The organism is Paracoccus sediminilitoris (assembly GCF_003259195.1).
Taxonomy (GTDB): Bacteria; Pseudomonadota; Alphaproteobacteria; order Rhodobacterales; family Rhodobacteraceae; genus Paracoccus; species Paracoccus sediminilitoris.
This window is the reverse complement of sequence record NZ_QJPK01000001.1, coordinates 702,107-728,136: the sequence shown is the minus strand read 5'-3', so window position 1 is coordinate 728,136 and position 26,030 is coordinate 702,107. Positions and strand designations below refer to the sequence as shown.

Genomic DNA, 26,030 nt, shown 5'->3' with positions numbered 1-26,030 from the left:
GACTGGCTTGGTAATAATCTTTCGCTGCGGATGCATCAAGGGCTTTCCTGCAGCGCGGCGAGGCGGACTGATGCGCTTGACGGGCGGGGCGGTTTGGGCGCAGGACCACGGCCATGTCTTGACGCCTCAGGAGGAACAGATGACGCGGACGGTTTATGTGAACGGCGATTACCTGGCCGAGGATCGCGCGACGGTGTCGATCTTTGATCGCGGCTTCCTGATGGCCGATGGCGTCTATGAGGTCGTCAGCGTGCTGGGCGGCAAGCTGATCGATTTCGACGGTCACATGGTGCGCCTGAAGCGGTCGCTGTCGGAGCTGGCCATCACCAACCCGCTGGATGACGACGCCTATCTGGAGGCGCATCGCCGGCTGATCGCGGAAAACGGCATCACCGACGGGATGATCTATCTGCAGGTGACGCGGGGCAACCCGGGCGACCGCGATTTCGCCTATCCGCCCGCCGACACGGTGCCGACGGTGGTAATGTTCACGCAATCAAAGCCCGGCTTGGCCCATGCGCCCGCCGCCAAGACCGGCTGGAAGGTGATCAGCGTCGAGGATCTGCGTTGGGGTCGCCGCGACATCAAGACAGTGCAGCTGCTGTACCCCTCGATGGCCAAGATGGAGGCCAAGGCGCGTGGTGCCGATGACGCCTGGATGGTCGAGGACGGCCGCGTGACCGAAGGCACCAGCAACAATGCCTATATCGTCAAGAACGGCACGATCATTACGCGCGAACTGAGCCACGACATTCTGCACGGCATCACCCGCGCCGCCGTGCTGCGCTTTGCCGCCGAGGCTCAGATGAAGGTCGAGGAGCGGTCGTTCACGATTGCCGAGGCGCAGGACGCGGACGAGGCCTTTGTCACCTCGGCCTCGGCCTTTGTGATGCCGGTGGTCGAGATCGACGGTGCGACGGTCGGCGACGGGTCGGTCGGCCCGGTCGCGGCACGGCTGCGCGAGATCTATCTGGAAGAGACGATGAAGACCGCCGTCTGATTTGTGATCTGATTTGCGTCCCGCGACGCCGGGGGGCTGGCCGCCCCCCGGACCCCCCCGCGCGGCGCCCTGCATGGTGGGTCAGAGGCCGCTTGCGGCCAGCGTTTCGGCGATGACCGGCGCCAGCCGGGCGGCCCATTCGACCTGACCTTCGGGGGTCGCGATCAGGTCGTTGCGGATTTCGATCAACATGTTGGGACGGTTGTGCGACAGGGCGTGGCGGTCGATCGAATCGCCGTCGAGATGTCCGGTATACGGCTGGTTTTCCCCCGTCACCCATCCTTGGTCGCGGCAGGCCTGCACCATCGCCGGACCAAGCCGCGCATCATGGTGTGAATAGAGAATGCCGACCTGCCAGGGGCGCGGCGGGCGGCCCTTCAGCTGCGGGGTGAAGCTGTGGATCGCGCAGATGCAGCGGTCTGGATGCCCATCGGCCAACGCGCCCAAGGCCGCGTGATAGGGGCGGTGCAGCCGCGCCAGGCGGCGTTCGCGTTCGGCCTGATCGGCATGTTTGTTGGCCGGAATGACCGTCCCGTCGTAAAGCCGCATCAGCAGGGTCGGGTCGTCCTCGCCCCGGTTGGGGTCGATCACCAGCCGCGAGAAATGCGACAGGATCGCGGGGGCATCCATGATCTGCGCCAAGCGCCGCGTCAGCCCTGCCGCCCCCACGTCGAAGGCGATATGGCGCGCCATGTCGGCAGCCGCGATGCCCAGATCGCCACCCGACACCCAGTCGGGCACGTGATTCGCGGCATGATCACAGGTGATCAGCCAGCGGGAGGGGCGTGTCGCGCCTTCGATCCGGAAGGGTGGGTGCGTCATGGTTTGGTCATCACTGTTGCTGCAGGTTGTCTACGACGGATGCGCGGCAGACGCCAGTTGCCGACACGCTGCAATTGCGGCATAGATAGCGCTAAACTTAGATAGGGCGGGATGATGAGACGACATCGCAACGTGAAGATCGTGGCAACCCTTGGTCCGGCATCTTCGACCAAGGAAGTGATCCGCGATCTGTTCGAGGCAGGGGCCGACGTGTTCCGCCTGAACATGAGCCATGGCAGCCATGACGACCATCGGGAACGGTACAACACCATCCGCGAGATCGAGGCCGACACCGGCCGGCCGATCGCCATTCTGGCTGACCTTCAAGGGCCGAAGCTGCGCGTCGGCCCCTTTGGTTCGGGTCCGCAGGATCTGGAGGTCGGCGACAAGTTCCGCTTCGATCTGGATGGCACGCCGGGCGACAAGACCCGTGTTCAGCTGCCCCACCCGGAAATCTTCGCTGCCCTGATCGAGGGCAGCGAGCTGCTGGTCAACGACGGCAAGATCCGCCTGACGGTCGAAAGCTGCGGCGCCGATTTCGCCGAATGCGTCGTCACCGTCGGGGGCACCATCTCCGACCGCAAGGGCGTGAACGTCCCCGATGTCGTGCTGCCGCTGGCCGCCCTGTCGGACAAGGACCGCGCGGACCTGGAATTCGCCTGCGAACTGGGCGTCGACTGGCTGGCCCTGTCCTTTGTGCAACGCGCCGAGGATGTCGAGGAAGCCATCGCGCTGGCCAAGGGCCGCGCCGCAGTGCTGTCCAAGATCGAGAAACCTGCCGCCGTGCGCGCCTTCGACGAGATCCTGAAGGTCTCGGACGGGATCATGGTCGCGCGTGGTGATCTGGGGGTGGAATTGCCGGTCTATTCCGTGCCGCCGATCCAGAAGCGCCTGGTGCGCCTGTGCCGCAGCGCCGCCAAGCCGGTGATCGTCGCGACCCAGATGCTGGAATCGATGATCGACAGCCCGATGCCCACCCGGGCGGAGGTCAGCGATGTCGCCAACGCCATCTATGAAGGCGCCGATGCCGTCATGCTGTCGGCCGAAAGCGCCGCCGGCAGCTTCCCGATCGAAGCCGTACAGACGATGGACAATGTCGCGAAGTCGGTCGAGGCGGACAAGAACTATCGCTCGATCATCGAGGCCGCGCGCAATGCCAGCCTGTCCTCGGTCCCCGACGCCATCGTCACCGCCGCGCGTGAAATTGCGGAAACCACCGATGTTGCGGCGATCTGCGCCTTCACCCAATCGGGCAAGACGGTCAGTCTGGTGGCGCGCGAACGCCCCCGCGTGCCGATCATCGCGCTCAGCCCGCTGGAATCGGTGACCCGCCGGCTGTGTCTGACCTGGGGGACGCATTGCGTCATCACCCCACGCCTCAGCCGGTTCAAGGAAGCTGTGGTCAACGCGACCCGCGCCGCGCGCGATCACAAGTTCGCCGATGAAACCCGGCAGGTCGTGGTCATCGCGGGGGTGCCCTTCAACGTCGCAGGCACCACCAACATCATCCGGATCGCGCCCTGCGACGACCGGCTGATCTTTGCCTCGGACGCCGAATGATGCTGGCGGCGGATCTTCTGCTGCTGGCCGGCATCGCGCTTTGCGCCCTGTCGCTGGTGCTGGCCGTCGTGCAGCTGGCGCGCACGCAGGCGCCCCGTGCCGCGATCCTGACCTTCATGGCCGGGATCGTGGTGCTGGTGAGCGGCGCATCCGTCGATCCCGATCCCTTCCACCCCAGTGACGTGGCATCCGCGTTCCATCGCGTGACGGGGATCGGTTCGGCCGGCTGATTGGGGTTGCCAATTGCGGGGCGCCGTCCTATACGGCGCCCTTCCTTACACATGCGGCCGGCCGATCATGGCATTGCCGAGTCGCATGATCACTCTGACGAAGGAGACGAAAATGCCGAAGATGAAGACCAAGTCGGCCGCGAAAAAGCGGTTCTCGATGACGGCCTCGGGCAAGGTCAAGGCAGGTCAGGCCGGCAAACGCCACGGCATGATCAAGCGCACGACCAAGTTCATCCGCGACGCTCGCGGGACGACGGTGCTTTGCGATGCAGACGCCAAGATCGTCAAGAAATACATGCCCTACGCTCGCTGATCAGGAGAACCACACATGTCCCGCGTTAAATCCGGCAAGGTGACCCACGCTCGCCACAAGAAAGTCCTCGATCAAGCCAAGGGCTATTATGGCGCGCGTTCGCGCAACTTCCGCACCGCCACCCAGGCCGTCGACAAGGCCAACCAATACGCGACCCGCGACCGCAAGAACCGCAAGCGCAACTTCCGCGCCCTGTGGATCCAGCGGATCAACGCCGCCGTCCGCATGGTCGACGCCGAGATGACCTATTCGCGCTTCATCAACCTGCTGTCGAAAGCCGGCATCGAGGTTGACCGCAAGGTCCTGGCCGATCTGGCCGTGAACGAGCCCGAAGCCTTCGGTGCCATCGTCGCACAAGCCAAGGCCGCTGCCTGATCCTTCGGGGCAGATGCCGACATTGAAAGGCCCGTTCCCGCGCAGGGGGCGGGCCTTTTTCGTGCCGCGAACGTGATGGGCCGTGCAGATTGCCGGGGTCGGACCGCCCGCATATCTTGCCCCCATGAGAACCCTGAACAAGCTGTCGCGGGAAATCGCGATCCTGGCCGTGATCGCCACATTGGCGGTCTTCAACCTGTTCGGCCATGGCGCGCTGGCCCCCGCTGCCGGGATCGGCGGCGCGCTGTCGTTCCTGTGGCTGATGGGGGTGATGGTCTGGGGCGCATCCGCCGTCGTCCGCCACGCCGAGGCCCTGGCCGAACGTCTGGGCGAACCATACGGCACGCTGATCCTGACCTTGGCCGTCGTCTGCATCGAGGTGGCGCTGATCGGGTCGGTGATGTTGTCGGGCGATGGCGGCCCGACCTTGGCGCGCGACACGATGTTCGCGGTGGTGATGATCGTGCTGAACGGGCTGGTGGGGCTGTCGCTGCTGCTGGGGGCGCTGCGGCATGGCGAACAGAGCTATAATTTCGCGGGCGCCTCGTCCTTCCTGACGGTGCTGGTACCCTTGGCGGTCTTTGCGCTGGTGCTGCCGGATTACACCATCTCCAGCAGGGACGGCAGCTTCACGGGCGGGCAGGCGCTGTTCTTTTCCATCGTGACCTTCGCGCTCTACCTGGTATTCCTGTCGATCCAGACCGTGCGCCATCGCGGCTTCTTCACCGAACCCGAGGATCCCCCCGTCATCCGACACGGCGATGCCAGCTATGCCACCTGGGCACATGGGTTGTTGCTGGTGGCGACCCTGCTGCCGATCGTGCTGCTGTCCAAGAAAATGGCGGGCTTCGTCGATCACGGCATCAATGCCATGTCGCTGCCTGCGGCACTTGGCGGCGTTGTCATCGCCACCATCGTTCTGGCATCAGAGGGGATGTCGGCGGTCCGTGCCGCCCTGTCGAACCGTCTGCAACGCGCGGTGAACCTCTGCCTGGGGGCGGCGTTGTCCACCATCGGGCTGACGGTGCCTGCGGTGCTGATCATCGGCATGGCCACGGGGCAGGGGGTGATCCTGGGCCTTGGGCCGCAGATGCAGGTGCTGCTGGCGCTGACGCTGCTGACCTGCGTGCAGACCTTCGGGGCGCGCCGGACCAATGTTCTGCATGGCGCCGTCCATCTGGTGCTGTTCCTGGCCTATCTGGCCCTGATCCTGGAGCCGTGATGACAACCGAACCCGTCAAGGTGCCGCTGGCCTTCCGACCTCTGGGGGCGATCGGCACGGTGATGACCGCGCGCCGCAACCTGTTGGAGCTGATCCCCGGCATCGCGGTCCGCCAGCCCATCGTGTCGGGCAAGACGGGGCTGCGCTGGCACATGGTCATGGATCCCGGCGCACTGCGACACATCCTGAAGGACCGGGTCGAGGATTACCCCAAGTCGGTGACGACCAAGCTGATCCTGCAACCCGCCATCGGCAGCAGCATGTTCGTGGCCGAAGGCGCCCATTGGCGCTGGCAGCGCCGCGCCGCCGCCCCCGCCTTTGCCCACCGCCATGTCGAGGCGCTTGGCCCCGTGATGACCGCCGCCGCCGAGGCGTCGTCGCGTCGGTTGGCCGCCGCGCGGGGTCCGGTGGACCTGTTTCAGGAAACCGTCGCCGCGACATTCGAGGTCATTTCCGATGTGACATTTTCCGGTGACGGCATGTTCGACCGCGATCATGTCCACAAATCGATCGACGCCTATATCGCGCAGACGGCCAAGGTGTCGCTGATGGACGTCTTGGGGCTGCCCGCATGGCTGCCGCGTCCGGGGCGTCTGTTCGCGGGGCCGGGGCTGAAGCGGATGAAGGCGGTTGCCGACAAGGCCATCGCCGCCCGCGCCAAGGCCCCCAAGGACGGCGCGCCTGATCTGCTGGACCTGCTGCTGGACGCCCAGGACCCCGAGACCGGCCGCGCCATGAACCGCGACGAGCTGCGCGACAACCTGCTGACCTTCATCGTCGCGGGGCATGAAACCACCGCGCTGACCCTGGGCTGGGCGCTGTATTTGATGGCCTTTGACCCTGCCATCCAGGAACGCGCGGCGGCCGAGGCCCGTGCCGTTCTGGGTGACCGCGCCGCCACCGCCGCCGATTACGGGCAGCTGCCCCTGATCCAGCGCATCGTGAACGAAACGCTGCGCCTTTATCCACCTGCCGCCTTCCTGTCGCGGACCGCGCAGGCGCCGGACACGCTCTGCGGACGGCAGGTAAAGCCCGGCGACACGGTGATGATCCCCGTCTATGCGCTGCACCGCCATCACCTGCTGTGGGACCGGCCCGACGATTTTGACCCCGACCGTTTCCTGACCACGCCCGACCGCTATGCCTTTTTGCCCTTTGGGGCGGGGCCGCGCATCTGCATCGGCGCCAGCTTTGCCCTGCAGGAGGCCGTGATCATCCTGTCCACACTGCTGGCCCGTTTCCGGTTCAAAGCCGTTCCCGGCCGCGATCCGCAACCCCGGATGATCCTGACCCTGCGCCCCGAAGGCGGCGTCTGGCTGGAGGTCGAACCCCGCCGCGGCCCAGCCTGAACCTTGCGTCTGCTCACATGAGTGTTACAGGATGCGCAAAGTTTTAGCAGCCTGGGGACCGTGATGAGCGCCATCATCGACTTTCTGAACACCATCTTCTGGGGTTACGTGCTGATCTATGGCCTTCTGGCCGTCGGTCTCTACTTCACCTTCCGCCTTGGACTGCTGCAATTCGTGCATTTCGCCGAAATGTGGCGCTGTGTGCGCGGTTCGGACGAAACCGACCGCAACGGCATCTCGCCGTTCCAGGCGCTGTCGGTGTCGCTGGCCAGCCGCGTGGGCACCGGCAACATCGCGGGCGTCGCGGTCGCGCTGACGCTTGGTGGTCCGGGGGCGATCTTCTGGATGTGGATGGTGGCGCTGGTCGGCATGGCCACGGCCTATGCGGAATCGACGCTGGCCCAGCTTTACAAGGTGCATGGCACGGATGGCATGTACCGGGGCGGACCGGCCTATTACATCTCGCGCGGGTTGCGCATGAACTGGCTGGCGGGGCTGTTCGCGGTGTCGCTGATCATCTCGTTCGGGCTGGTCTTCAACGCGGTCCAGGCCAATTCCATCGCGCAGGCGGTCGAGGTGGCGTTCGGCATCAACCCGGCCATCGTCGGTGTCATCGTCGCGGCCCTGTCGGGCGTCATCATCTTCGGCGGCATTCCCCAGATCGCGCGCACCGCGCAGATGGTGGTTCCGCCGATGGCGGGGATCTATCTGCTGACCGCGATCGTCGTTCTGGCCATGAACCTGCCCGCCGTGCCGGGCATCCTGACGGGCATCGTCAAATCCGCATTCGGCCTGCAAGAGGCTGTCGGCGGTGTCACCGGCGGTGTCATGGCGGCGGCGCTGAACGGCATCAAGCGGGGCCTCTTCTCGAACGAGGCCGGCATGGGGTCCGCCCCCAACATCGCGGCCGTGGCCGTTCCCGCCCCCCATCACCCATCCAGCCAGGGCTTCGTCCAGGCCTTGGGCGTCTTCATCGACACCATTCTGGTCTGCACGGCCACGGCGGTGATGATCCTTCTGGCCGATGTCATGCCCTCGGACCAGCTGACGGGCGTGAACCTGACGCAGGCCGCGCTGGCCGATCATTTCGGCGGTTTCGGCCATATCTTCGTGGCGGTCGCGATCTTCTTCTTCGCCTTCACCTCGATCATCGGCAATTACAGCTATGCCGAAAATGCCCTGTCCTTCCTGGGCGCGGGAAAGACCGGCATCCTGATCCTGCGCCTTGCGGCGCTGGCGATGGTGATCTGGGGATCGCTGCAGGCCGTCACCACGGTCTTCAACTTTGCCGATGCCAGCATGGGGCTGATGGCCACGATCAACCTGATCGCCATCGTCGCGCTGTCGGGCACCGTGGCGCATGTGACGCGCGACTATCTGCGTCAGCGCAAAGCCGGCAAGGAGCCCGAATTCCACATCGCCGACCACCCCGGCATCGCGCCGGGCGTCAAGGGCGATATCTGGAACTGACCGAACTTGGGTCGCGCGGGTGGGCCAAGGCTTCCCCCGCGCGGCCCTGCATGCTAACGCGGGGCCAACTGGAATGAGGCCCCCGATGGACGATCTGACCCCGCTGCGCCAGCTTTGGCTTGACCGCATCAACTCTGCCACCGATCCCGCCGCCATCGAGGAGGTGCGTCTTGCCGCCCTTGGCAAGAAGGGCGAGATCAGCCTGAAGATGCGCGAACTGGGCAAGATGACGCCCGAGGAACGCCAGACCATCGGCCGCAGCCTGAACGAGCTGCGCGACGAGATCGACGCCGCCCTGCGCGCGCGCAAACTGTCGTTGGAAGATGCCGCGCTGGAGGCGCGCCTGGCCGAGGAATGGCTGGACGTCACCCTGCCGGGCCGTCCGCGCCCCCGCGGCACGATCCACCCGATCACCCAAGTGACCGAGGAGATTACCGCGATCTTTGCCGATATGGGCTTTGCCGTGGCTGAAGGCCCGCAGGTCGAAAGCGACTGGTACAATTTCGACGCGCTGAACATCGCGCCCGAACACCCTGCGCGCCAGGAACACGACACTTTCTTCATGCATCGCGCGCCGGGAGACGACCGCCCGCCGCATGTGCTGCGCACCCATACCTCCCCCGTGCAGATCCGCGCCATGCAGGATCAGGGCGCGCCGATCCGCGTCATCGCGCCGGGCCGCGTCTATCGCATGGACATGGACCAGACGCATACGCCGATGTTCCACCAGATCGAGGGTCTGGCCATCGGCCGCGACATCAGCATGGCCCAGCTGAAATGGACGCTGGAGGAATTCTGCCGCGCCTTCTTCGAGGTCGATCAGGTCGAGCTGCGCTTCCGCGCGAGCCACTTCCCCTTCACCGAACCCTCGGCCGAGGTGGATATCCGCTGTTCCTGGGAAGGCGGCCAGCTGAAGGTCGGCCAGGGCAATTCCTGGTTGGAAATCCTGGGATCGGGGATGGTGCATCCCCATGTGCTGCGGTCGGGTGGGATCGATCCCGACGAATGGCAAGGCTTTGCCTTCGGCATCGGCATCGACCGCTTGGCGATGCTGAAATACGGCATTCCCGATCTGCGCGCCTTCTTCGAAAGCGACCTGCGCTGGCTGCGCCATTACGGCTTTGCCGCCGGCGACACGCCCAGCCTGTCGGGCGGCCTGTCTGCATGAGCCTTTGGGGCGGCATCTTCCAGCATCACCGGCGCGAGGCATCCGATGCCACGCGCCGCACCTATGCCCGGTTCGAGATCGCCCACACCATCGTCGATTTCGGGGCGGCGCTGTGCTTCATCATCGGATCGATCATGTTCTTTTCCGATGACTGGCAGACGCCCGCGACCTGGTTCTTCACCATCGGGTCGTTCCTGTTCGCGGCCAAGCCGACGCTGAAGCTGTGGCGTGAGATCAAGCTCTATCGCATGGGCAAGACCGAAACCCTGGCCGAACGCATCGGTTAGGGGCGTGGCCTCAGGCCAGCCGCCGCCTGATGTCGTTCTTGTCACGGTCGATCATGCCGGGGATCAGGAACAGGTCGATCACGCACCACAGCACGATGAAACCCACCGGGATCCAGCCGATCAGGATCGGCGTCATTAGCCAGCCAAGGCCCCAGACGACCAGCATCAGCAGCCCGCTGATCCAGCGGCCCAGATACATGCGATGCACGCCGAAGCCCCAGAGGAAAATCAGCAGCAGATAGGCCACGAAGGGCGATTTCGCCTCGTTCGCGACACGCTGTTCGATCAGAAGCTGACGGTCGGTCTGCATCGTGGTTGGGCCTTTCAAAGGGGTGGGTCGCACATGACCCTTTCCCATCAGTTAGGGGCAAATCACCGCCGCGCAAGACCGGGCCCAGGGGTTTCGCGCCGTCGCAGCGCGCTGCAAAACCCGCCGATGGGGGCAAAAAGCCACGATCCGTCTTGACCCTTGGCCCCTTGCGCGGTTCAAGGCTGCAAACCCACCCCCGCCACATGCCTGCGCGGGCCGGAACCCGGAAAGCCACAGTCATGAAGTTCACCCTGTCCTGGCTCAGAGAGCATCTCGAGACCACCGCCACCGTCGATCAGATCGCCGAGGCGTTGACCGACCTGGGGCTGGAGGTCGAAGAGATCGCCGACCCCGCCGCCAGGCTGGGCGGCTTCACGCTGGCGCGGGTGGACCATGCCGAACAGCATCCCGATGCCGACCGCCTGCGCGTCTGCCGGGTGATGACCGACGAGGGCGAAAAGCAGATCGTCTGCGGCGCGCCGAACGCGCGGGCGGGCATCACTGTGGTCCTGGCCAAGCCCGGCGATTACGTGCCGGGTCTGGACGTCACCCTGGGCGTCGGCAAGATCCGCGGCATCGAGAGCCACGGCATGATGGCATCCGAGCGCGAGCTGGAGCTGTCGGACGAACATGATGGCATCATCGAGCTGCCCTCGGGCGAGGTCGGGCAGCGCTATGTCGACTGGCTGGCGCAGAACGCGCCTGACAAGATCGACCCGATGATCCATATCAAGATCACCCCGAACCGCCCCGACGCGCTTGGCGTCCATGGCATCGCCCGCGACCTGGCGGCCCGGGGCTTGGGCGTGCTGAAGCCGGTCGGATCGGCCCAGATCGCTGTCGGGTTCGACTGTCCGATCGGCGTGACCATCGCCGATGACGTGGCCGACAAGGCGCCGTTCTTCGCAGGCCGCATGGTGCGGGGCGTCAGGAACGGGCCCAGCCCGGAATGGCTGCGCAAGCGCCTGACCGCCATCGGCCTGCGCCCGATCAACGCGCTGGTGGACATCACCAACTTCTTCACCTTCGACCTGAACCGTCCCCTACATGTCTTCGATGCGGCCAAGGTCACGGGCGACCTGACCCTGCGCGGGGCCCGGGAGGGTGAGGAACTGGTCGCGCTGGACGACAAGACCTATGCCATGCCCGAAGGCGCCGTCGTCATCTGCGACGATCGCGGCATCGAAAGCATCGCGGGCGTGATGGGCGGCGCGGCATCGGGCGCGCAAGAGGACACGGTCGATGTCTTCATCGAATCCGCCTATTTCGATCCGATCAGCACCGCCACGACGGGGCGGGCGCTGAAGATCAACAGCGATGCGCGATACCGTTTCGAACGCGGCATCGACCCGGCCTTCACACTGCAGGGGCTGGATCTGGCCACGCAGATGGTGCTGGACCTGTGCGGCGGCGAGGCGTCTTCGGTGGTGACGGCGGGCGCCATCCCCGACACGTCGCGCGCCTATCGCCTGGACCCCGCGCGCACCACGCGCCTGATCGGCATGGACATCCCCGAAGCCGATCAGCGCAGCACGCTGGAGGCGCTTGGCTTCCGGCTGGAGGGCGACATGGCGCATGTGCCGTCCTGGCGTCCCGACGTTCTGGGCCAGGCCGACCTGATCGAGGAGATCGGCCGCATCGTCAGCTTTTCGAAGCTGGAGGGCAGGCCGCTGTCGCGTCCGCAGGCTGGAGTCCCCAAGCCGATCCTAACCCCCTTGCAGATGCGCGAAAAGACCGCGCGCCGGATGGCCGCGGCCCTGGGTTACAACGAATGCGTGACCTACAGCTTCATCGACCAGGCGTCGGCGGCACTGTTCGGCGGTGGCCAGGATGCGGTGCGGGTGGAAAACCCGATCAGCAGCGAGATGTCTCATCTGCGTCCCGACCTGCTGCCCGGTCTGCTGGCGGCAGCCGCCCGCAACCAGGCGCGCGGGGCCGCCGATCTGGCCCTGTTCGAGCTGGGGCCGGTCTTTTCGGGCGGCGAACCCGGCGATCAGGCCGTCCGCATCAGCGGCTTGCTGATCGGCCACAGCGCGGCGCGCGACCCCTATGGCAGCCGCCGCAAGGTCGATCTCTATGACGCCAAGGCCGATGCTGAGGCGATTTTGCAGGTCATCGGCGCGCCCGCCAAGGCGCAGATCAACCGCAAGCTGGACGGTTGGTGGCATCCGGGCCGCGCGGGCAACATCGCGCTGGGGCCGAACGTGCTGGCCAGTTTCGGCGAGATCCACCCCAAGATCCTGCGAGAGATGGGCGTCAAGGGACCGGCCGTCGCCTTCACGGTGAACTTGGCCGCGGTGCCCTTCCCCAAGACCAAGACCGCAACGCGTCCGGCGTTGGATGCGGCGGGCCTGCAGGCCGTCGACCGCGATTTCGCCTTTGTCGTCGATCCCAAGGTCGAGGCGCTGACCCTGGTCAATGCCGCCGCAGGTGCCGACAAGGCGCTGATCCAGTCGGTGTCGGTCTTCGATCAGTTCCCGGGGCTGGAGGACGGGCGCAAGTCCATCGCCATCACCGTGCGCCTGCAACCGCGCGACAAGACCCTGACCGATGCCGATATCGAGGCCGTCGCCCGCAAGGTCATCGAGAAGGTCCAGAAGGCCACAGGCGGTACCCTGCGCGCCTGAGGGCGAGGGGTTGCTGCACGGATCATGGGGCTGCCTTCAGGGGCGGCCCCATTTTTCATAGGCGGCGCGAAAATCCGGATGCTCTGCCGCGGCCTGCTGGATGGTCAGCCCCGCCGCGGCGGCCCGCCAGGCATGGCGGATCGCGCGGATGCCGGCCGCGGGACCGTTCGGATGGCCGTGGATGCCGCCCCCGCCCAGATACATCAGGTCCAGCGATTGTCCGGTGCGGCGCCGAGTCTCGAAGGCCTGGCCGCCCCATTGCCCCGAACAAACGACCGGCAGGGGACGGTCGGCGGGACTGAAGATGGGGCGGCTGACATCGGCAAAGGATTGCACGAAGCTGTCATCGGGCTCCCAGTATTTCGCGCCGATGCCGTTGATCTGGAACTGATCCACCCCCAGCAGCCGCCATATCTGCTGATAGGGGCCGAAATCATATCCCAGCCCCTGATGGCGGGTCAGCAGGTCCCAGCCGTTGCGATGCGCGTGCAGGCACAGTTGCGACCGCTTGCGCAGAAAGCTGAAGCCGCCATGCCCGACCGAGTTGATGTTGATGACCGCCGCATTGCCGCCATGCCGGAGGACGTGATCATGGTTGCGCATCATCAGGTCGGGATCGGCCGCGGAAATGCCGAAGGCATACATCACCGTCTTGCCCGTCCGTTCGGCGTGGTCGCGGATGACGGGCATGACGGCCCGGACGCGATCCTCCAAAGGGGAATAGGCGGGGGACATCATCTTTTCATCGTCCTTGATGAAATCGACGCCCGCATCGCACAGCATCCGCACGACCTCTGCCGTGTCCTGGGGCGACAGGCCAAGCGAGGGCTTGATGATCGAGGCGATCATCGGGCCTTGAGGCACGCCCATCAGGCGCCGTGACCCGTCGATGCCGAATTGCGGCCCGGGATGGCAGGCGAAGGCGGCGGGCAGGTCCAGCCCCGTGACGCGGATGCCGCTGAGACCGCGCATGGCAAAGACGCCGCCCAGGGTCACGGTCATCAGCGCCGCGATGTCGGTGCCGATCGAGTCCAGCGGATAGGCGATGGTGGCGCTGGCGCGGTAGAAGGGGCCAGTGACGCCTTGTGCCTGCGGGATCGCGGGAAGGGCATGATCATCCAGTGGCGTCACCGATTCGACGCGGGCGGCGTGTCGGGCACGCAGGGCGGGGGTTTCACCGGGCAGGTCGGTGAAGGTCCCGGTGGATTGATCGGCGGCGATCCTGGCGGCCACGGCCTGGGGGTCGTCCGGGGTTTCGATCAGATAGGTGACGCGGATCATCTGGGTCATGGATGTGCCTTTCGGGTCGTGTCGCGGGGGCCGCCGCCGTCGCGGATCCAGCCGAAGTAATCCTGAGACCCCATCTGGCCGCCTTTCAGCGCGATCTCCAACCCGTCATGGGGGGCGTCGCCGAAGGCCTGGCACAGGGCCGCGCCGGGAATCGTGAGGGCCTTGGCGACCAGCGCTGACAGCCCCAGCTGGCGCATCGCTTGACCCGAGCTGTCACCGCCCGAAATCACCGCTCGCCGGATGCCCGTCCCGCGCAGCGTCGCGTCCAGGATGCGCCCAAGCGCCTGCCCGATGCGGCTGTTGGCGGTTTCGGGGTCCATGCCGCTGGTGGCCAGCCTCTGGCGGAAGGCTGTGACCTGAGGGCCGTCGTGACCCGCCGCCGAATGAACCAGCGGCGACTGGCCCTCTGCCGCCGCCGCCAGCGCGGCACGGGTGGCGCGGATTTCCTCGGATCGCAGATCGGTGTCGGAACCGCAGGCGGCGCGGGCGTCGAAGGCGATCAGGGCAAAGCCGTTTCCGGCCGCCCAATCCAGCTGCGCCGCCGTCACCGGCGACACCGACCCAGACACCGCCGCGATCCGGTCGACCGCGCCCGCCGAAGCGGGGGTCGGGCCCGGGGGGATCATCCCGATGTCCTGCCAATGGCGCACCAGCGCGTATTCGACCCCTTGGCTGCCCGCGACCAGACCCAGCCTGTCGCGATTGTCCCAGATCAGGCGCCCGGCGGCGGCTTCGAAGACAGTATTCATGCCGTCTATCGACAGGATGCGCGCGCCCTGATCCAGCAGAGCCTCCAGACGGGGCTGCGGATCGGCCAGATCCTCAAGGTTGATCAGCGCGGCGGGCAGGTCGGTCTGGGCCGAAAGGTGGCGCAGCAGATCCGATTCCCCCATCGGCGTGGCGGGGTGGTGGGCCATGACGGGGTGGCGATCCAGACGGAAAACGCCCTGATCGGTGCCCGCAAACAGATGCCCGAAGACCTGATAGCGGCGCATGGCGGGGGCGGCCGTCAGCAGAGGGACGGCGCGGGCAGGGCGCACCTGAAGGCCCGCGCCGATGGCCGCACCGATCGATCCGCGGGCAGGGGAGGAATCGAAGGTCGAACAGATCTTGTAATGCAGCAGGGCCGGGTTCAGCGCCGCCAGCACCCGAAACAGCGGCGGCAGATTGTCCGCCATCCATGCCGGATCATGGGCCCGCGCGGTGGTGGCGATCCCGATCCCCCGCGCATCGGCAAAGCGGTCCAGCAAGGCAGGCGACGGCGCGTCGGTAAACAGGACCGAAGGGATGCCCGCGAAATGCAGCACCTCCATCACGGCGGCCGAACCGGTGAAGTCGTCGCCCAGCCACGCGACCAGCGGCGTGTCTTTTCGCATAAGCCCCCCTGCGATGCTTGACATGATGCTATCATTATCATCTCATCATACCAGTTAAGGCAAGATCTGATTCCGATGGGGGATGACATGACGAAAGTGGCGCTGTTCGGGGCCGGGGGAAAAAGGGGCGTGCGCTTGGCAACCAACCTGGCGCGGACTGATTTCCAAGTGGCCCATGTCGAGGCGAGCGAGTTCGGTCGCAATCGCCTGAAATCAGAAACCGGGTTGGATTGCGTGGCGCAGGACGCGGCCCTGCAGGGGGCCGAGGTGGTGATTCTGGCCGTGCCCGACACCGTGATCGGCAAGGTCGCGGCCCAGGTGGTGCCGGTGCTGGCGCCGGGCACGATGGTCGTCGTGCTGGACGCGGCAGCGCCCTTTGCGGGCCATCTGCCGGAACGCGCCGACATCACCTATTTCGTGACCCACCCCTGTCACCCGCCCATCTTCAACGACGAATCCACGCCCGAAGGCCGCGCCGACCATTTCGGCGGCGTCGCGGCGCAACAGGGCGTCGTCAGCGCGCTGATGCAAGGCCCGCGCGAACATTACGAACTGGGCGACCGGATCGCCCGCGCCATCTATGCCCCCGTCGCCCGCACCTACGAAGTCACCGTCAAGCAGATGGCCATGCTGGAACCGGGCCTGTCGGAAACCGTCTGCGCGTCGCTGCTGACCGTCATGCGCGAGGCAATGGACGAAACCGTGCGCCGCAGCGGCGTCAGCCACGAATGCGCCCGCGACTTTCTATTGGGACACATGAACATCCTGGGCGCGGTCATCTTCGAGGAACGACAAGGCGCATTTTCGGATGCCTGCAACAAGGCCATCGAATTCGGCGTGCCGATGCTGATTCGCGACGACTGGAAGCGCGTCTTCGAATGGGACGAGATCGAGGCCAGCATCCACCGCATCACCTGACCATTCGCCAAGGCGTCGTCGGAGGGGGGGCGCCCGGCACCATCACGCAAGGGAGGAACAGAAAGATGACCAGATACGCCAGCCTCGGCATTGCCATGGCCGCCATGATCACAGCGATCCCGCTGGGGGTGCAGGCGCGCACGATGAACATGGCCTTCACGCCGCCCTCCGACAGCCATTACGGCGATGCGGGCCGCGCCTTCGCCGAGAAGATCGCCGAACTCTCGGATGGCGAATTCGAGATCGCCCTGCGTCCCGCAGGCGCCTTGGGGGGCGAACGCGACGTGATCGAAGGGCTGCAGATCGGCACCGTCGAGCTGACGATTTCATCCACGGGACCCATCGGGAATTTCGTGCCAGCCGTCTATGCGTTGGATTTCCCGTTCCTGTTCAAGGATTACGACAGCGCCCACCAGGTCCTGGACGGAGAGATCGGGCAGGAGATCCTGGACCAGTTCAGCAATCACGGGCTGGTCGGCCTGGCATGGGCGGAAAACGGGTTTCGTCATGTGACAAACTCGATCAGGCCCATCGAGACGCCCGAGGACCTTGAGGGGCTGAAACTGCGCACCATGGAGAACGAGGTGCATATCGCCGCCTTCAAGGCCGCCGGTGCCGCCCCGACCCCCATGAGCTGGACCGAGGTCCTGACATCGCTGCAACAGGGCACGATTGACGGGCAGGAAAACCCCATCACCATCGTGACGGCGAACAACATGTGGGAAATCCAGGATAACATCACGCTGACGGGCCATGTCTATTCGCCTGCCGTCGTTGCCATGTCCGCGATCCATTTCGACGCGCTGACCCCCGAACAGCAGGACTGGTTCCGCCAGGCCGCCCATGCAGCCGCCGAAGCATCCCGCGCCACCGTCGCCAAGAACGAGGTCGAAGGCATCGCGCAGATGAAGGAAAACGGCATGAATGTCGTCGAGACCATCGACAAGGCCGCCTTCGTCAAGGCCGTCCAGCCCGCCTATGACCAATATGCCGATCAGTATTCGCCCGAACTGATCCAGCGCATCCGCGGCGCGCAGCAATAAGCCTTGGCCGGGCCGGGGCGCAGACCTTGGTCCACCCATTCAGCACGGGGAACCATCATGAAACCGATCCGGTCCACGGGCGAGGTCATCGTCCGGCTTGCGCATAACCTCTCGGCGCTGCTGCTGGCGGCGGCGACGGCGCTGGTCTTCTTTTGGGTCGTGACGCGCTTTGTCCTGGGCGACGCCGCCGGCTGGTCCGAGGTCCTGGCGCGCGGGCTGATCGTCTGGTCCACCCTGCTGGCCGCGGCGGCCGGTTTCCGGCTGGGCGCGATGATCCCCATCGACTTCCTGCGCAGCCTGCTGCCCGCGTCGCTTCAGATCTGGGTCATCTGGCTGGTGACGCTGCTGACGCTGGTCTTTCTGGCGATCCTTGTGTGGCAGGGCTGGGCGATGACCCTGCGCGTCCAGGCGCAGCGGGTGGCGATGCTGGGCACCTCGATGAGCCTCTTTTATGCCGCGATCCCAAGCGGTGCGATGGCCGCGATCGCGGGCGTCATCCTGCACCATCTGGACCAGGAAAGGCAGCAGCCATGAACGCCGCCCTTGCCACCGCGCTGATCGCGCTCTTTGCCCTGTCGGTTCCGGTGGCGGTCTCCATCGGGCTGGCTTCGGTCATCGCGATCCATTTCCAGTCGAACCTGCCCCTGCTGGTCGTCCCGCAGAAGATGTTCACGGGGTTGGACAGCTTTCCGCTGATGGCGGTGCCATTCTTCATCCTGGCGGGCGCGATCATGACGCATGGCGGAATATCGGCGCGGCTGGTCGATCTGGTGAAATCCATGGTCGGCAACGTGCAGGGCGGGCTGGCCAGCTGTTGCGTGCTGACCTGCATGCTGTTCGCCGCGATCTCGGGGTCGTCGGTGGCGACAACATTCGCGGTGGGGTCGATCCTGATCCCGGCGATGATCCGGCACGGCTATCCGGTCGGCATGGCGGGCGCGATCCAGGCATCCTCGGCCGAGCTGGGGGTGATCATCCCGCCCTCGGTGCCGCTGATCCTCTATGCGGTCTCGACCGAGACCTCGATCACGCGGCTGTTCCTGGCGGGGCTGGTGCCGGGGCTGCTGATCGCGGGCGGGCTGGTGGTGATGGTCCAGATCTGGTGCCGCATCAAGGGGCACGGCCTGCGCGACGCCGAAGGCCGCCAGCCGATCCTGCCCGCGCTGCGCCGGTCCTTCGGGGCGCTGATGATGCCGGTGATCATCGTCGGCGGCATTTATGGCGGCGTCTTCACCCCGACCGAGGCCGCGGCGGTATCGGTCATCTATGCGCTGATCCTCAGCCTGCTGGTCTATCGAGAGATCGGCTGGCGCGATCTGCCGGGCATCTTCCGGGGCGCAGCGGTATCGTCGGGGCGATCATGCTGATCATCGCGGCGGCGGCTTTGTTCAGCTTCCTGATCAGCCTGTCTGGACTGCCCAATGCCATCGGCGACTGGGCGCAGGACAATTTCGCATCCGCCCTGACCTTCCTGCTGGGTGTGAACCTGCTGTTGCTGGTCGTCGGCATGTTCATCGAGACATCGGCTGCCATCCTGGTGCTGGCCCCGATCCTGACGCCTGTCGCCATCAGCTATGGCATCGATCCGGTGCATTTCGGCATCGTCATCGTGGTGAACCTGGCGCTGGGCATGATCACGCCGCCCCTGGGGGTGAACCTGTTCGCCGCTGCCGCCGTGGCCCGCGTGCCGGTGCAGGCGCTGTTCGGGTCGCTGGTCTGGCCGATCCTGGTGGTCGTTACGCTGCTGATGGCCATCACCTATCTGCCGATGATCTCGCTGGGGCTGGGATGGTGGCTGATGCCCTGAGCGCATCATGCCATCATATGCGCTGAAGTGGCGATTCGCGGTCCGCATCTGAAGGATCGGAAAGGAACGGGCGCAATGGAAACCTTGGACGCGGGTTGCCCGGCAACCCGAAACGGCAATTAAGGGGAGGACATATGTTGAAAGGGGCCCTGATCGGCTGCGGGTTCTTTGCGCAGAACCAGATGCATGCGTGGCAGATGATCGACGGCGCCCGGATCGTCGCGGTCTGCGACCGGGATCGGGACCGTGCCGCACGGACCGCCGCAGCCTTTGGCGTTACGCGGATCCACGACGACGCGCTGCGGATGATGGCGACCGAGGAGCTGGATTTCGTCGATATCGCCACCACCGTCGGATCGCACCGGATGCTGGTGCAGGCGGCTGCCGATGCGGGTCTGCACGTCATCTGCCAGAAGCCCTTTGCCGAGACGATGGAGGATGCCCGCGCCATGGTCGCCGCCGTCCAGGGCGCCGGACGCACGCTGATGGTGCACGAGAATTTCCGCTGGCAATCGGCCATTCGCGCCGCCATCGCCGCGCTGCGGGGCGGCGCCATCGGCAGGCCGTTCTTCGGGCGGGTCAGCTTCCGGTCGGGCTATGACGTGTTTTCGGGCCAGCCCTATCTGGCGACCGATCCGCGCTTCATCATCCAGGATCTGGGCATCCATATCCTGGACGTCGCGCGGGCGCTGTTCGGGGACGTGGACCGGATTTCCGCCAGCACGCAGCGCATCAATCCCGCCATCCGGGGCGAGGATGTGGCCACCATGATGCTGGACCATCGGGGCGGCGTGACCTCGGTCGTCGATTGTTCCTATGCCACCCGCCGCAGCCCCGAAACCTTTCCCCAGACCCTGCTGGAGATCGACGGCGACCGGGGCACGCTGCGGCTGGATGCGGGCTATCGCCTGGTGATCCAGAACGCGGGCGGAGAGGATATCCGCGATGTCGCGCCACCCCTGCTGCCCTGGGCCGAACGCCCGTGGCACAACATCCAGGAAAGCGTCCACCTGATCCAGGCGCATTTCATCGACTGCCTGCGCGCGGGGGCGCAGCCCGAGACGTCCGGTCATGACAACCTGAAAACGCTGGCCCTGGTCGAGGCGGCCTATGCCTCGGCCCGCGACGGGACGCGCATCGACATGGCGGGCTGGTGATGGATTTGCGCGCGATCTATGGCACCGACAATCCGCCGGTGCAGGGGCGGCGGCTGGTGGCGGGCGATGCGGCGGTGACCTTGGAACGCGGCCAGCTGCGCCACCTGACCGTCGCAGGGTCCGAGGCGATCCGCGCCGTCTCGTTCCTGGTGCGCGACCGCGACTGGGGCACGGTGACCCCCCCGCATCGAAGATCTGGCGATCACCGAGGATGGGACCGGCTGCCACGTCACCTATCGCGCCATCCACGACTTGGGCGGGGGGCAGCTGGTCGCCGACATTGCGCTGACGCTGCGCCCCGACGGGCTGGAGGCGACGGTCACCGCCCGCTGCACCGGACAGGTCTGGACCAACCGCGCGGGCTTTACCGTGCTGCATCCGATCACGGGGGTCGCGGGTGCGCCGGTGCGGGTCGAACATGCCGATGGCCGCGTGACGGGTGGCCGCTTTCCCGACCTGATCGCGCCCTGGCAGCCCTTCAGGGACATCACCGGGCTGACCCACCGCGCCGGCGATGCCATGTTAACCTGCCGCCTGGACGGCGATGTCTTCGAGATGGAGGATCAGCGCCAATGGGGCGACGCCTCGTTCAAAACCTATAACAGGCCCTTGTCCCAACCCTGGCCATACCAGCCCGATCCGGTCTTTGCCCAAGCCGTGCGGGTGACATGGCAGCCGGCCGCCGGCCTTGCGCCACCGGCCTGGAGGCCGGCGCAGCAGCCCGGCGCATTCCCGCAGACGGCGCTGGTCCTGACCGCCAGCGATGCCGAACGAGCGGCGCGAACCCCCGCCGACCTGCGTGCCATCGGCCCGTCGCGCATCCTGTGCCATCTGGATGCCACCAAGGGTCCGATCGGCCCCGATCTGCGCCGCTTTGCGCAACTGCAAAGGCAGTTCCCCGATCTGGCGATGGATCTGGAGCTGATCGCGCAATGTCCCGTCGATGGCGATCTGGACGGCGAATTCGCGACCCATGCGCAGGCGGTGCGCGAAGCGGGGCTGCGCGCGGCCTCGGTCATGGTCACGCCGGCGGTCGATCGGCAATCGACGCCGCTGGGATCGGATTGGCCGCCATGCCCGCCCATCCCCGACATCCATGCTGCCGCGCGCCGCGCCTTTCCGGACCTGCCCCTCGGCGGTGGTGTGGCAAGCTTTTTCACCGAGTTGAACCGCAAGCCCGCCCTGGCGGGGGATGCCGATTTCGTGGCCCATGGGCTGTGCCCCATCGTCCATGCCGCCGACGACCTGTCGGTGGTCGAGACCCTGGAGGCGGTGCCGCATATCCTGGCCTCGGGTCGGGGGATTGTCGGGGCGCGGGATTATCGGCTGGGGCCGTCCACCATCGCCATGCGCCAGAACCCCTATGGCAGCCGCACCATCCCCAACCCGGACCGCGACCGGGTCTGCATGACCGATGACGACCCGCGCCAGGACGGCGCCTTTGCCGCCGCCTGGACGCTTGGGCTGGCGGCTGCCATCGCCGGGGCGGGGGTGACGGTCTGGACTCCGTCTGCGCTTTACGGCCCGCGCGGGCTGATCCACGATAACGGGACGGTGCGGCCTCTGGCGGCCTTGGTGACGGCACTTGCGGCCTGTGCGGGCCTGCGCGTCACGGATGCGGGCATCCGTGACGGTCGCGCCATGCTGACGCTGGATGCGTATCATTTCATCGCCAATCTGCGCCCCGTGGCCGATGACGTGACGGGACTGGACGCCTTTGCGTGGCGTCGCGGTACCGCTTGGGATTTGCACAGCCCGGCCGCAACGCCTAGGTCATGAGCGACGCAGCCAGGAGGCGAGGATGAAGAAGGACGCAGCCCCCACGGGCCAGGACCGGATCGTACGGCGCAAGCTGTCCGACGAGGTCTTTGATCGCCTGCGCGCGATGATGGCCAGCGGCGAACTGCCCCCCGGCGCGCCCATGCCGTCGGAACGCGACCTGATGGAACGTTTCGGTGTCGGTCGCCCCGCCGTCCGCGAGGCGCTGCAGCACATGCACACCATGGGGCTGATCACGATCAGCCACGGCGAACGCAGCCGTGTGAACGAACTCAGCGCCGACAGCGTCCTCAGCCGGGTGGATGACGTGGCACGGATGCTGCTGTCCTCCGAACCCGAACAGCTGGAACATCTGAAGATGGCCCGGCGCATGTTCGAATGCGGGTTGGTCCGGGTGGCGGCGCAATCGGCCGGTCCCCATGACATCGCCGACCTGCGCGACATCGTCTCGCGCCAGCGCGCCGAAACGGATGACGCCGCCGCTTTCGTGACGCTGGACATGGCGTTCCACAACCGTATCGCCGCGATTTCGCAGAACCCGATCCTGGTCGCGACCAGCCAGTCCCTGCTGCGCTGGCTGTTCCAGTATCACGGGATGCTGCTGCACTGGTCGGGCAAAGAGGACGTCACGCTGCATGAACACGACCAGATCGTCGACCTGCTGGAGGCGCATGACACCGATGCCGCGGTGACGGCGATGCAGGCGCATCTGGACCGCTCGAACATGCTGTACCGGCATCACTAGGGCCACCAGGCGAACGGAGCCGCATATGGATTTCATCGACCGCGATTATCGCTTTGTCGCCATCGACGTGGAAACGGCGAATGGCAACCGTCACAGCATCTGCCAGGTGGGCATGGCGATGGTGGCCAATGACGGCCGCGTGGACACGCATGGCTTCTTCGTGGACCCGGACGAGCCGTTCCACAGCTTCAATTCCCAGCTGCACGGCATTGATGCGGGCACGGTGCGGGGCAGCCCGCGATTCGCCGGCGCCTTGGCCCCGCTGCGGTCGTTTCTGGAACGCCACGCCCTGATTCAGCACAGCAATTTCGACAAGATGGCCTTCGATGCCGCCTGCGCGCGCGGCAACCTTGCGCCCCTGACCAGCGCCTGGTCTGACAGCGTGCGCATCGCGCGCAAGGCCTGGCCGGAACTGCGCGGCCAGGGCGGCCACGGTCTGGGCAATCTGAAGAAGGTACTGAACCTGAACTTCAGGCATCATGATGCCGTTGAGGATGCCTGGGCCGCCGCGCAGGTTGTCCTGCTGGCCGAAGAACGCACCGGACAGGGATTCGCGGAGCTGGGCGCGACGGCGGCCACGCGGGCGCGCTTTCCGGCGAAGATCGGTCTGCCGGGCAATGAACAGGGGCCGTTCTTCGGCCAGTCGGTCTGCTTTACGGGGCGTCTGGGGCTGGACCGGATGCAGGCCGCGTGTCTGGCGGCGCAGGCGGGCTTCGAGGTGCGCACCGGCGTCACCAAGGCGCTGACCCTGCTGGTCGTGGGCGATCAGGACGCCGATGCGGCCATCACCACCAAGCAGCGCCGCGCGCAGGACCTGATCGCCAAGGGCGCCGACATGCGCATCCTGACCGAAACCGAATTCGGTAATTTGTTGACGATCTAGGGGGTTGTTGGAGCGGGCGGCGGGAATCGAACCCGCGTCTCTTGCTTGGAAGGCAAGGGTCTTACCATTACACAACGCCCGCGTCGGGGTGACTTATATGCGGCCCTTGCGCGGGGTTCAAGCCGGTCTGGCGGCGCTCGGCAAAGAATTCGCGCAAAATGTCGCGCGCGGCATCGGCGGCCAACCCGTCATAGACCTGCGGCCGGTGGTGGCATTGCGGATGATCGAAGACGCGCGCCCCATGCGCCACGCCGCCCATGCGCTGATCGCCCGCACCGTAATACAACCGGTTGATTCGCGCTGCGGAAATTGCTGCCGCACACATGGGGCAGGGCTCCAGCGTCACCCACAGGTCATGGCCGATCAACCGTTCCGACCCGATGGCCGCGCAGGCGGCGCGGATGGCCAGAACCTCGGCATGGGCGGTGGGGTCGGACAGTTCGCGGGTGCGGTTGCCGGCCGCCGCCACGACGCGCCCCTGCGGATCGGTGATGACGGCCCCCACCGGCACTTCGCCGCGCCGGGCGGCGGCGCGGGCTTGATCCAGCGCCATGGGCATGTGACTGGTGAAGATGGCCATGACATGCTTGTGGCAAGTCCCGCCTATCCGCGCAAGACGGGGAAAGAAACGCTTCCCTCGGGCCGGTTCCGGGCGTAGAAGCCCCTCTTTGCCCCGCAGAGATGCGAAGGAGACGCGCATGAGCGATCAGAACACCCCCAAGAAGAACGAACTGGCCAAGGCCGACGACACCGACCGCATCGCCAAGGTGATGGCGCGCGCGGGCGTGGCCAGCCGCCGTGAGGCCGAGCGCATGATCGTCGAAGGTCGCGTGACGGTGAACGGCATGAAGATCGCCAGCCCCGCGCTGGACGTAAAGCCCTCGGACGTCGTCGTCGTCGATGGCAAGAAGCTGGACGAACCGCAGGAAACGCGCCTGTGGCTGTATTACAAGCCGCTTGGGTTGATCACCTCGGAATCGGACGAACTGGGTCGGCAGACGGTGTTCGATGCCCTGCCGCGCGATCTGCCGCGGGTTATGACCGTCGGTCGTCTGGATTTGAATTCCGAAGGCCTGCTGCTCTTGACCAATGACGGCGACCTGAAGCGGCGGCTGGAGCTGCCCTCGACCGGCTGGCTGCGCCGTTACCGGGTGCGCGTCAACGGCACGCCAAGCGACATGACCTTTGATCCGCTGCGTCGTGGCGTCAAGATCGAGGGCGAGGATTTCGCCCCGATGGAGATCAAGCTGGACAGCCAGCAGGGCGCGAACGCCTGGATCAGCGTCGGCATCCGCGAAGGCAAGAACCGCGAAATCCGTCGCGCGATGGCCCATGTCGGCCTGCAGGTGAACCGCCTGATCCGAATCGGTTACGGCCCCTTCAAGCTGACCGGCATGGACAAGAACGAGGTCGTCGAGGTCAAGCGCAAGGTTCTGCGCGACCAGCTGGGCGGCCTGCTGACCGGCGATGTCGAGGACAAGCCGCGCGAGATGCGTCCCCGTGGCGCCGAAAGCCGCTTTGCCCGTTCCGAGGATCGTGGCGATGCCGGCCCGCGCCGTTTCGGCGACAAGCCGGGCGGCAAGGTCTTCGGCGCGCGGTCCCGTGATGATGATCGCGGTGATCGCCCGGCCCGCAGCTGGGGCGACAAGCCCGCGCGCCAGGGTGATGGCGAACGCCCGCGTTTCCAGGGCAAGCCAGGTGGATCGCGTCCGGAATTCGGCGACCGCGCCCGCCCCGCAGGCGACAAGCCGCGTTGGGGCAAATCCGCGGGCGACGATCGCAAGCCCTATGGCAAGTCGCGTGACGGCGATGACAGCCGCCCCTCGCGCTTTGCGGGCAAGCCAGGCGGCGACCGCAAGCCTTGGGGTGCGCGCGACAATGCGGACGGCCCGAAGAAGCCCTACGCCCCGCGTGATGGCGATGATCGCAAGCCTTGGGGCGCACGCGATAATGCGGGTGGCCCGAAGAAGCCCTACGCCCCGCGTGATGGCGGTGATCGTAAGCCTTGGGGCGCACGTGACAATGCGGATGGCCCGAAGAAGCCTTATGCGCCGCGTGATGGCGGTGACCGCAAGCCTTGGGGCGCACGTGACAATGCGGATAGCCCGAAGAAATCTTACGCCCCGCGCGACGGCGGTGATCGCAAGCCTTATGCACCGCGTGGCGAGGGGGCCGGAAAGCCGCGTCCTGCCGGTGGCAAAGGCTTTGGCGGGCCGCGTGGCGATCGCCCGGCGGGCGGGGGCTTTAAGCCGGGGGGCAAGCCCGGCGGTGGCAAAACCCGCGGACCGCGAGGCTGAAT

Annotated in this window: 25 protein-coding genes, 1 tRNA gene and 1 pseudogene; 20 read left to right on the top strand and 7 right to left on the bottom strand. The window is 66.3% G+C overall.

From position 1 onward, the window contains the following. Positions 1 to 139: 139 nt before the first annotated feature. Positions 140 to 1,000, top strand: coding sequence for a D-amino-acid transaminase (locus DKT70_RS03540; RefSeq protein WP_111557918.1), 861 nt, complete (start codon positions 140 to 142; stop codon positions 998 to 1,000). 81 nt (positions 1,001 to 1,081) lie between these two features. Here the strand turns inward: DKT70_RS03540 and DKT70_RS03535 are convergent, their stop codons facing one another. Beyond that, complete coding sequence (locus DKT70_RS03535) at positions 1,082 to 1,822, bottom strand: N-formylglutamate amidohydrolase (protein WP_111557807.1); 741 nt, start codon at positions 1,820 to 1,822, stop codon at positions 1,082 to 1,084. Between the two features lie 114 nt (positions 1,823 to 1,936). Between DKT70_RS03535 and pyk the strand changes: the two genes are divergently transcribed. The 9 genes from pyk (at position 1,937) to DKT70_RS03490 (ending at position 9,796) form a co-directional block, all read left to right on the top strand. Continuing rightward, positions 1,937 to 3,382, top strand: a complete 1,446-nt coding sequence (gene pyk / locus DKT70_RS03530) for a pyruvate kinase (RefSeq protein ID WP_111557806.1) — start codon at positions 1,937 to 1,939, stop codon at positions 3,380 to 3,382. Beyond that, positions 3,379 to 3,612: a hypothetical protein gene (locus DKT70_RS03525; protein WP_111557805.1), complete on the top strand. Its 234-nt coding sequence runs from the start codon at positions 3,379 to 3,381 to the stop codon at positions 3,610 to 3,612. Before pyk ends, DKT70_RS03525 begins: the two co-directional genes overlap by 4 nt. A gap of 112 nt (positions 3,613 to 3,724) precedes the next feature. Further along, complete coding sequence (gene rpmI / locus DKT70_RS03520; RefSeq protein ID WP_072295468.1) at positions 3,725 to 3,925, top strand: 50S ribosomal protein L35; 201 nt, start codon at positions 3,725 to 3,727, stop codon at positions 3,923 to 3,925. Between the two features lie 15 nt (positions 3,926 to 3,940). After that, on the top strand, positions 3,941 to 4,300 hold the full coding sequence (gene rplT, locus DKT70_RS03515) for a 50S ribosomal protein L20 (protein WP_072295467.1): 360 nt from the start codon (positions 3,941 to 3,943) through the stop codon (positions 4,298 to 4,300). Between the two features lie 124 nt (positions 4,301 to 4,424). Beyond that, positions 4,425 to 5,522: a calcium:proton antiporter gene (locus tag DKT70_RS03510; RefSeq protein WP_111557804.1), complete on the top strand. Its 1,098-nt coding sequence runs from the start codon at positions 4,425 to 4,427 to the stop codon at positions 5,520 to 5,522. After that, a complete protein-coding gene (locus DKT70_RS03505; protein ID WP_111557803.1) occupies positions 5,522 to 6,871 on the top strand; it encodes a cytochrome P450 in 1,350 nt (449 codons plus the stop codon). The genes DKT70_RS03510 and DKT70_RS03505 overlap by 1 nt, the downstream gene beginning before the upstream one ends. Before the next feature lie 63 nt (positions 6,872 to 6,934). Beyond that, the gene (locus DKT70_RS03500) at positions 6,935 to 8,341 is read left to right on the top strand and encodes an alanine/glycine:cation symporter family protein (RefSeq protein WP_111557802.1); all 1,407 of its coding nucleotides are present in this window, start codon (positions 6,935 to 6,937) and stop codon (positions 8,339 to 8,341) included. An 85-nt stretch (positions 8,342 to 8,426) separates the two neighbouring features. Then, on the top strand, positions 8,427 to 9,509 hold the full coding sequence (pheS, locus tag DKT70_RS03495; protein WP_072295463.1) for a phenylalanine--tRNA ligase subunit alpha: 1,083 nt from the start codon (positions 8,427 to 8,429) through the stop codon (positions 9,507 to 9,509). Beyond that, positions 9,506 to 9,796 carry a YrhK family protein gene (locus DKT70_RS03490; RefSeq protein WP_111557801.1) on the top strand — a complete coding sequence of 97 codons (291 nt, stop codon included), beginning with the start codon at positions 9,506 to 9,508 and terminating at the stop codon, positions 9,794 to 9,796. The genes pheS and DKT70_RS03490 overlap by 4 nt, the downstream gene beginning before the upstream one ends. Positions 9,797 to 9,806: 10 nt before the next feature. Here the strand turns inward: DKT70_RS03490 and DKT70_RS03485 are convergent, their stop codons facing one another. Then, on the bottom strand, positions 9,807 to 10,106 hold the full coding sequence (locus DKT70_RS03485; protein WP_072295461.1) for a TM2 domain-containing protein: 300 nt from the start codon (positions 10,104 to 10,106) through the stop codon (positions 9,807 to 9,809). A 239-nt stretch (positions 10,107 to 10,345) separates the two neighbouring features. Between DKT70_RS03485 and pheT the strand changes: the two genes are divergently transcribed. After that, positions 10,346 to 12,733: a phenylalanine--tRNA ligase subunit beta gene (pheT, locus tag DKT70_RS03480; protein WP_111557800.1), complete on the top strand. Its 2,388-nt coding sequence runs from the start codon at positions 10,346 to 10,348 to the stop codon at positions 12,731 to 12,733. Positions 12,734 to 12,769: 36 nt separating this feature from the next. Here pheT and oiaX read toward each other — a convergent pair whose 3' ends face one another. Both oiaX and DKT70_RS03470 read right to left on the bottom strand, forming a co-directional pair. After that, on the bottom strand, positions 12,770 to 14,023 hold the full coding sequence (gene oiaX / locus DKT70_RS03475) for a 3-oxo-isoapionate-4-phosphate decarboxylase OiaX (protein ID WP_111557799.1): 1,254 nt from the start codon (positions 14,021 to 14,023) through the stop codon (positions 12,770 to 12,772). After that, on the bottom strand, positions 14,020 to 15,399 hold the full coding sequence (locus DKT70_RS03470; protein ID WP_199559517.1) for a four-carbon acid sugar kinase family protein: 1,380 nt from the start codon (positions 15,397 to 15,399) through the stop codon (positions 14,020 to 14,022). Before DKT70_RS03470 ends, oiaX begins: the two co-directional genes overlap by 4 nt. 75 nt (positions 15,400 to 15,474) lie before the next feature. Here DKT70_RS03470 and DKT70_RS03465 point away from each other — a divergent pair, with 75 nt between their 5' ends. From DKT70_RS03465 to DKT70_RS03445, 5 genes and pseudogenes are all read left to right on the top strand, one after another. Beyond that, positions 15,475 to 16,317, top strand: coding sequence for a phosphogluconate dehydrogenase C-terminal domain-containing protein (locus DKT70_RS03465; protein WP_325048027.1), 843 nt, complete (start codon positions 15,475 to 15,477; stop codon positions 16,315 to 16,317). 65 nt (positions 16,318 to 16,382) lie between these two features. Then, positions 16,383 to 17,360: a TRAP transporter substrate-binding protein gene (locus DKT70_RS03460; protein ID WP_111557797.1), complete on the top strand. Its 978-nt coding sequence runs from the start codon at positions 16,383 to 16,385 to the stop codon at positions 17,358 to 17,360. A 57-nt stretch (positions 17,361 to 17,417) separates the two neighbouring features. Beyond that, a complete protein-coding gene (locus DKT70_RS03455) occupies positions 17,418 to 17,894 on the top strand; it encodes a TRAP transporter small permease (RefSeq protein WP_111557796.1) in 477 nt (158 codons plus the stop codon). Beyond that, positions 17,891 to 19,167, top strand: a pseudogene (locus tag DKT70_RS03450) (TRAP transporter large permease). The gene DKT70_RS03455 and the pseudogene DKT70_RS03450 overlap by 4 nt, the downstream one beginning before the upstream one ends. A 134-nt stretch (positions 19,168 to 19,301) precedes the next feature. Further along, entirely contained in the window at positions 19,302 to 20,324 is a 1,023-nt protein-coding gene (locus tag DKT70_RS03445) for a Gfo/Idh/MocA family protein (RefSeq protein ID WP_111557795.1), read from the top strand. A gap of 16 nt (positions 20,325 to 20,340) precedes the next feature. Here DKT70_RS03445 and DKT70_RS17985 read toward each other — a convergent pair whose 3' ends face one another. Further along, positions 20,341 to 20,496, bottom strand: coding sequence for a hypothetical protein (locus tag DKT70_RS17985; RefSeq protein ID WP_158529936.1), 156 nt, complete (start codon positions 20,494 to 20,496; stop codon positions 20,341 to 20,343). An 80-nt stretch (positions 20,497 to 20,576) separates the two neighbouring features. On the opposite strand from DKT70_RS17985, the gene DKT70_RS03440 reads away from it, so the two are divergent. The 3 genes from DKT70_RS03440 to DKT70_RS03430 are packed head-to-tail and all read left to right on the top strand — an operon-like array spanning position 20,577 to position 23,731. After that, positions 20,577 to 22,103: a hypothetical protein gene (locus DKT70_RS03440; protein ID WP_111557794.1), complete on the top strand. Its 1,527-nt coding sequence runs from the start codon at positions 20,577 to 20,579 to the stop codon at positions 22,101 to 22,103. Between the two features lie 22 nt (positions 22,104 to 22,125). Then, positions 22,126 to 22,848: a transcriptional regulator NanR gene (locus DKT70_RS03435; protein ID WP_111557793.1), complete on the top strand. Its 723-nt coding sequence runs from the start codon at positions 22,126 to 22,128 to the stop codon at positions 22,846 to 22,848. 25 nt (positions 22,849 to 22,873) lie between these two features. After that, the gene (locus tag DKT70_RS03430) at positions 22,874 to 23,731 is read left to right on the top strand and encodes an exonuclease domain-containing protein (protein ID WP_111557792.1); all 858 of its coding nucleotides are present in this window, start codon (positions 22,874 to 22,876) and stop codon (positions 23,729 to 23,731) included. A gap of 8 nt (positions 23,732 to 23,739) precedes the next feature. Here the strand turns inward: DKT70_RS03430 and DKT70_RS03425 are convergent. Both DKT70_RS03425 and DKT70_RS03420 read right to left on the bottom strand, forming a co-directional pair. Further along, positions 23,740 to 23,813, bottom strand: a tRNA-Gly gene (locus DKT70_RS03425). Then, positions 23,799 to 24,311, bottom strand: a complete 513-nt coding sequence (locus DKT70_RS03420; protein ID WP_111557791.1) for a nucleoside deaminase — start codon at positions 24,309 to 24,311, stop codon at positions 23,799 to 23,801. The genes DKT70_RS03425 and DKT70_RS03420 overlap by 15 nt, the downstream gene beginning before the upstream one ends. 118 nt (positions 24,312 to 24,429) lie before the next feature. Here DKT70_RS03420 and DKT70_RS03415 point away from each other — a divergent pair, with 118 nt between their 5' ends. Further along, positions 24,430 to 26,028, top strand: a complete 1,599-nt coding sequence (locus DKT70_RS03415; protein ID WP_111557790.1) for a pseudouridine synthase — start codon at positions 24,430 to 24,432, stop codon at positions 26,026 to 26,028. Positions 26,029 to 26,030 lie beyond the last annotated feature (2 nt).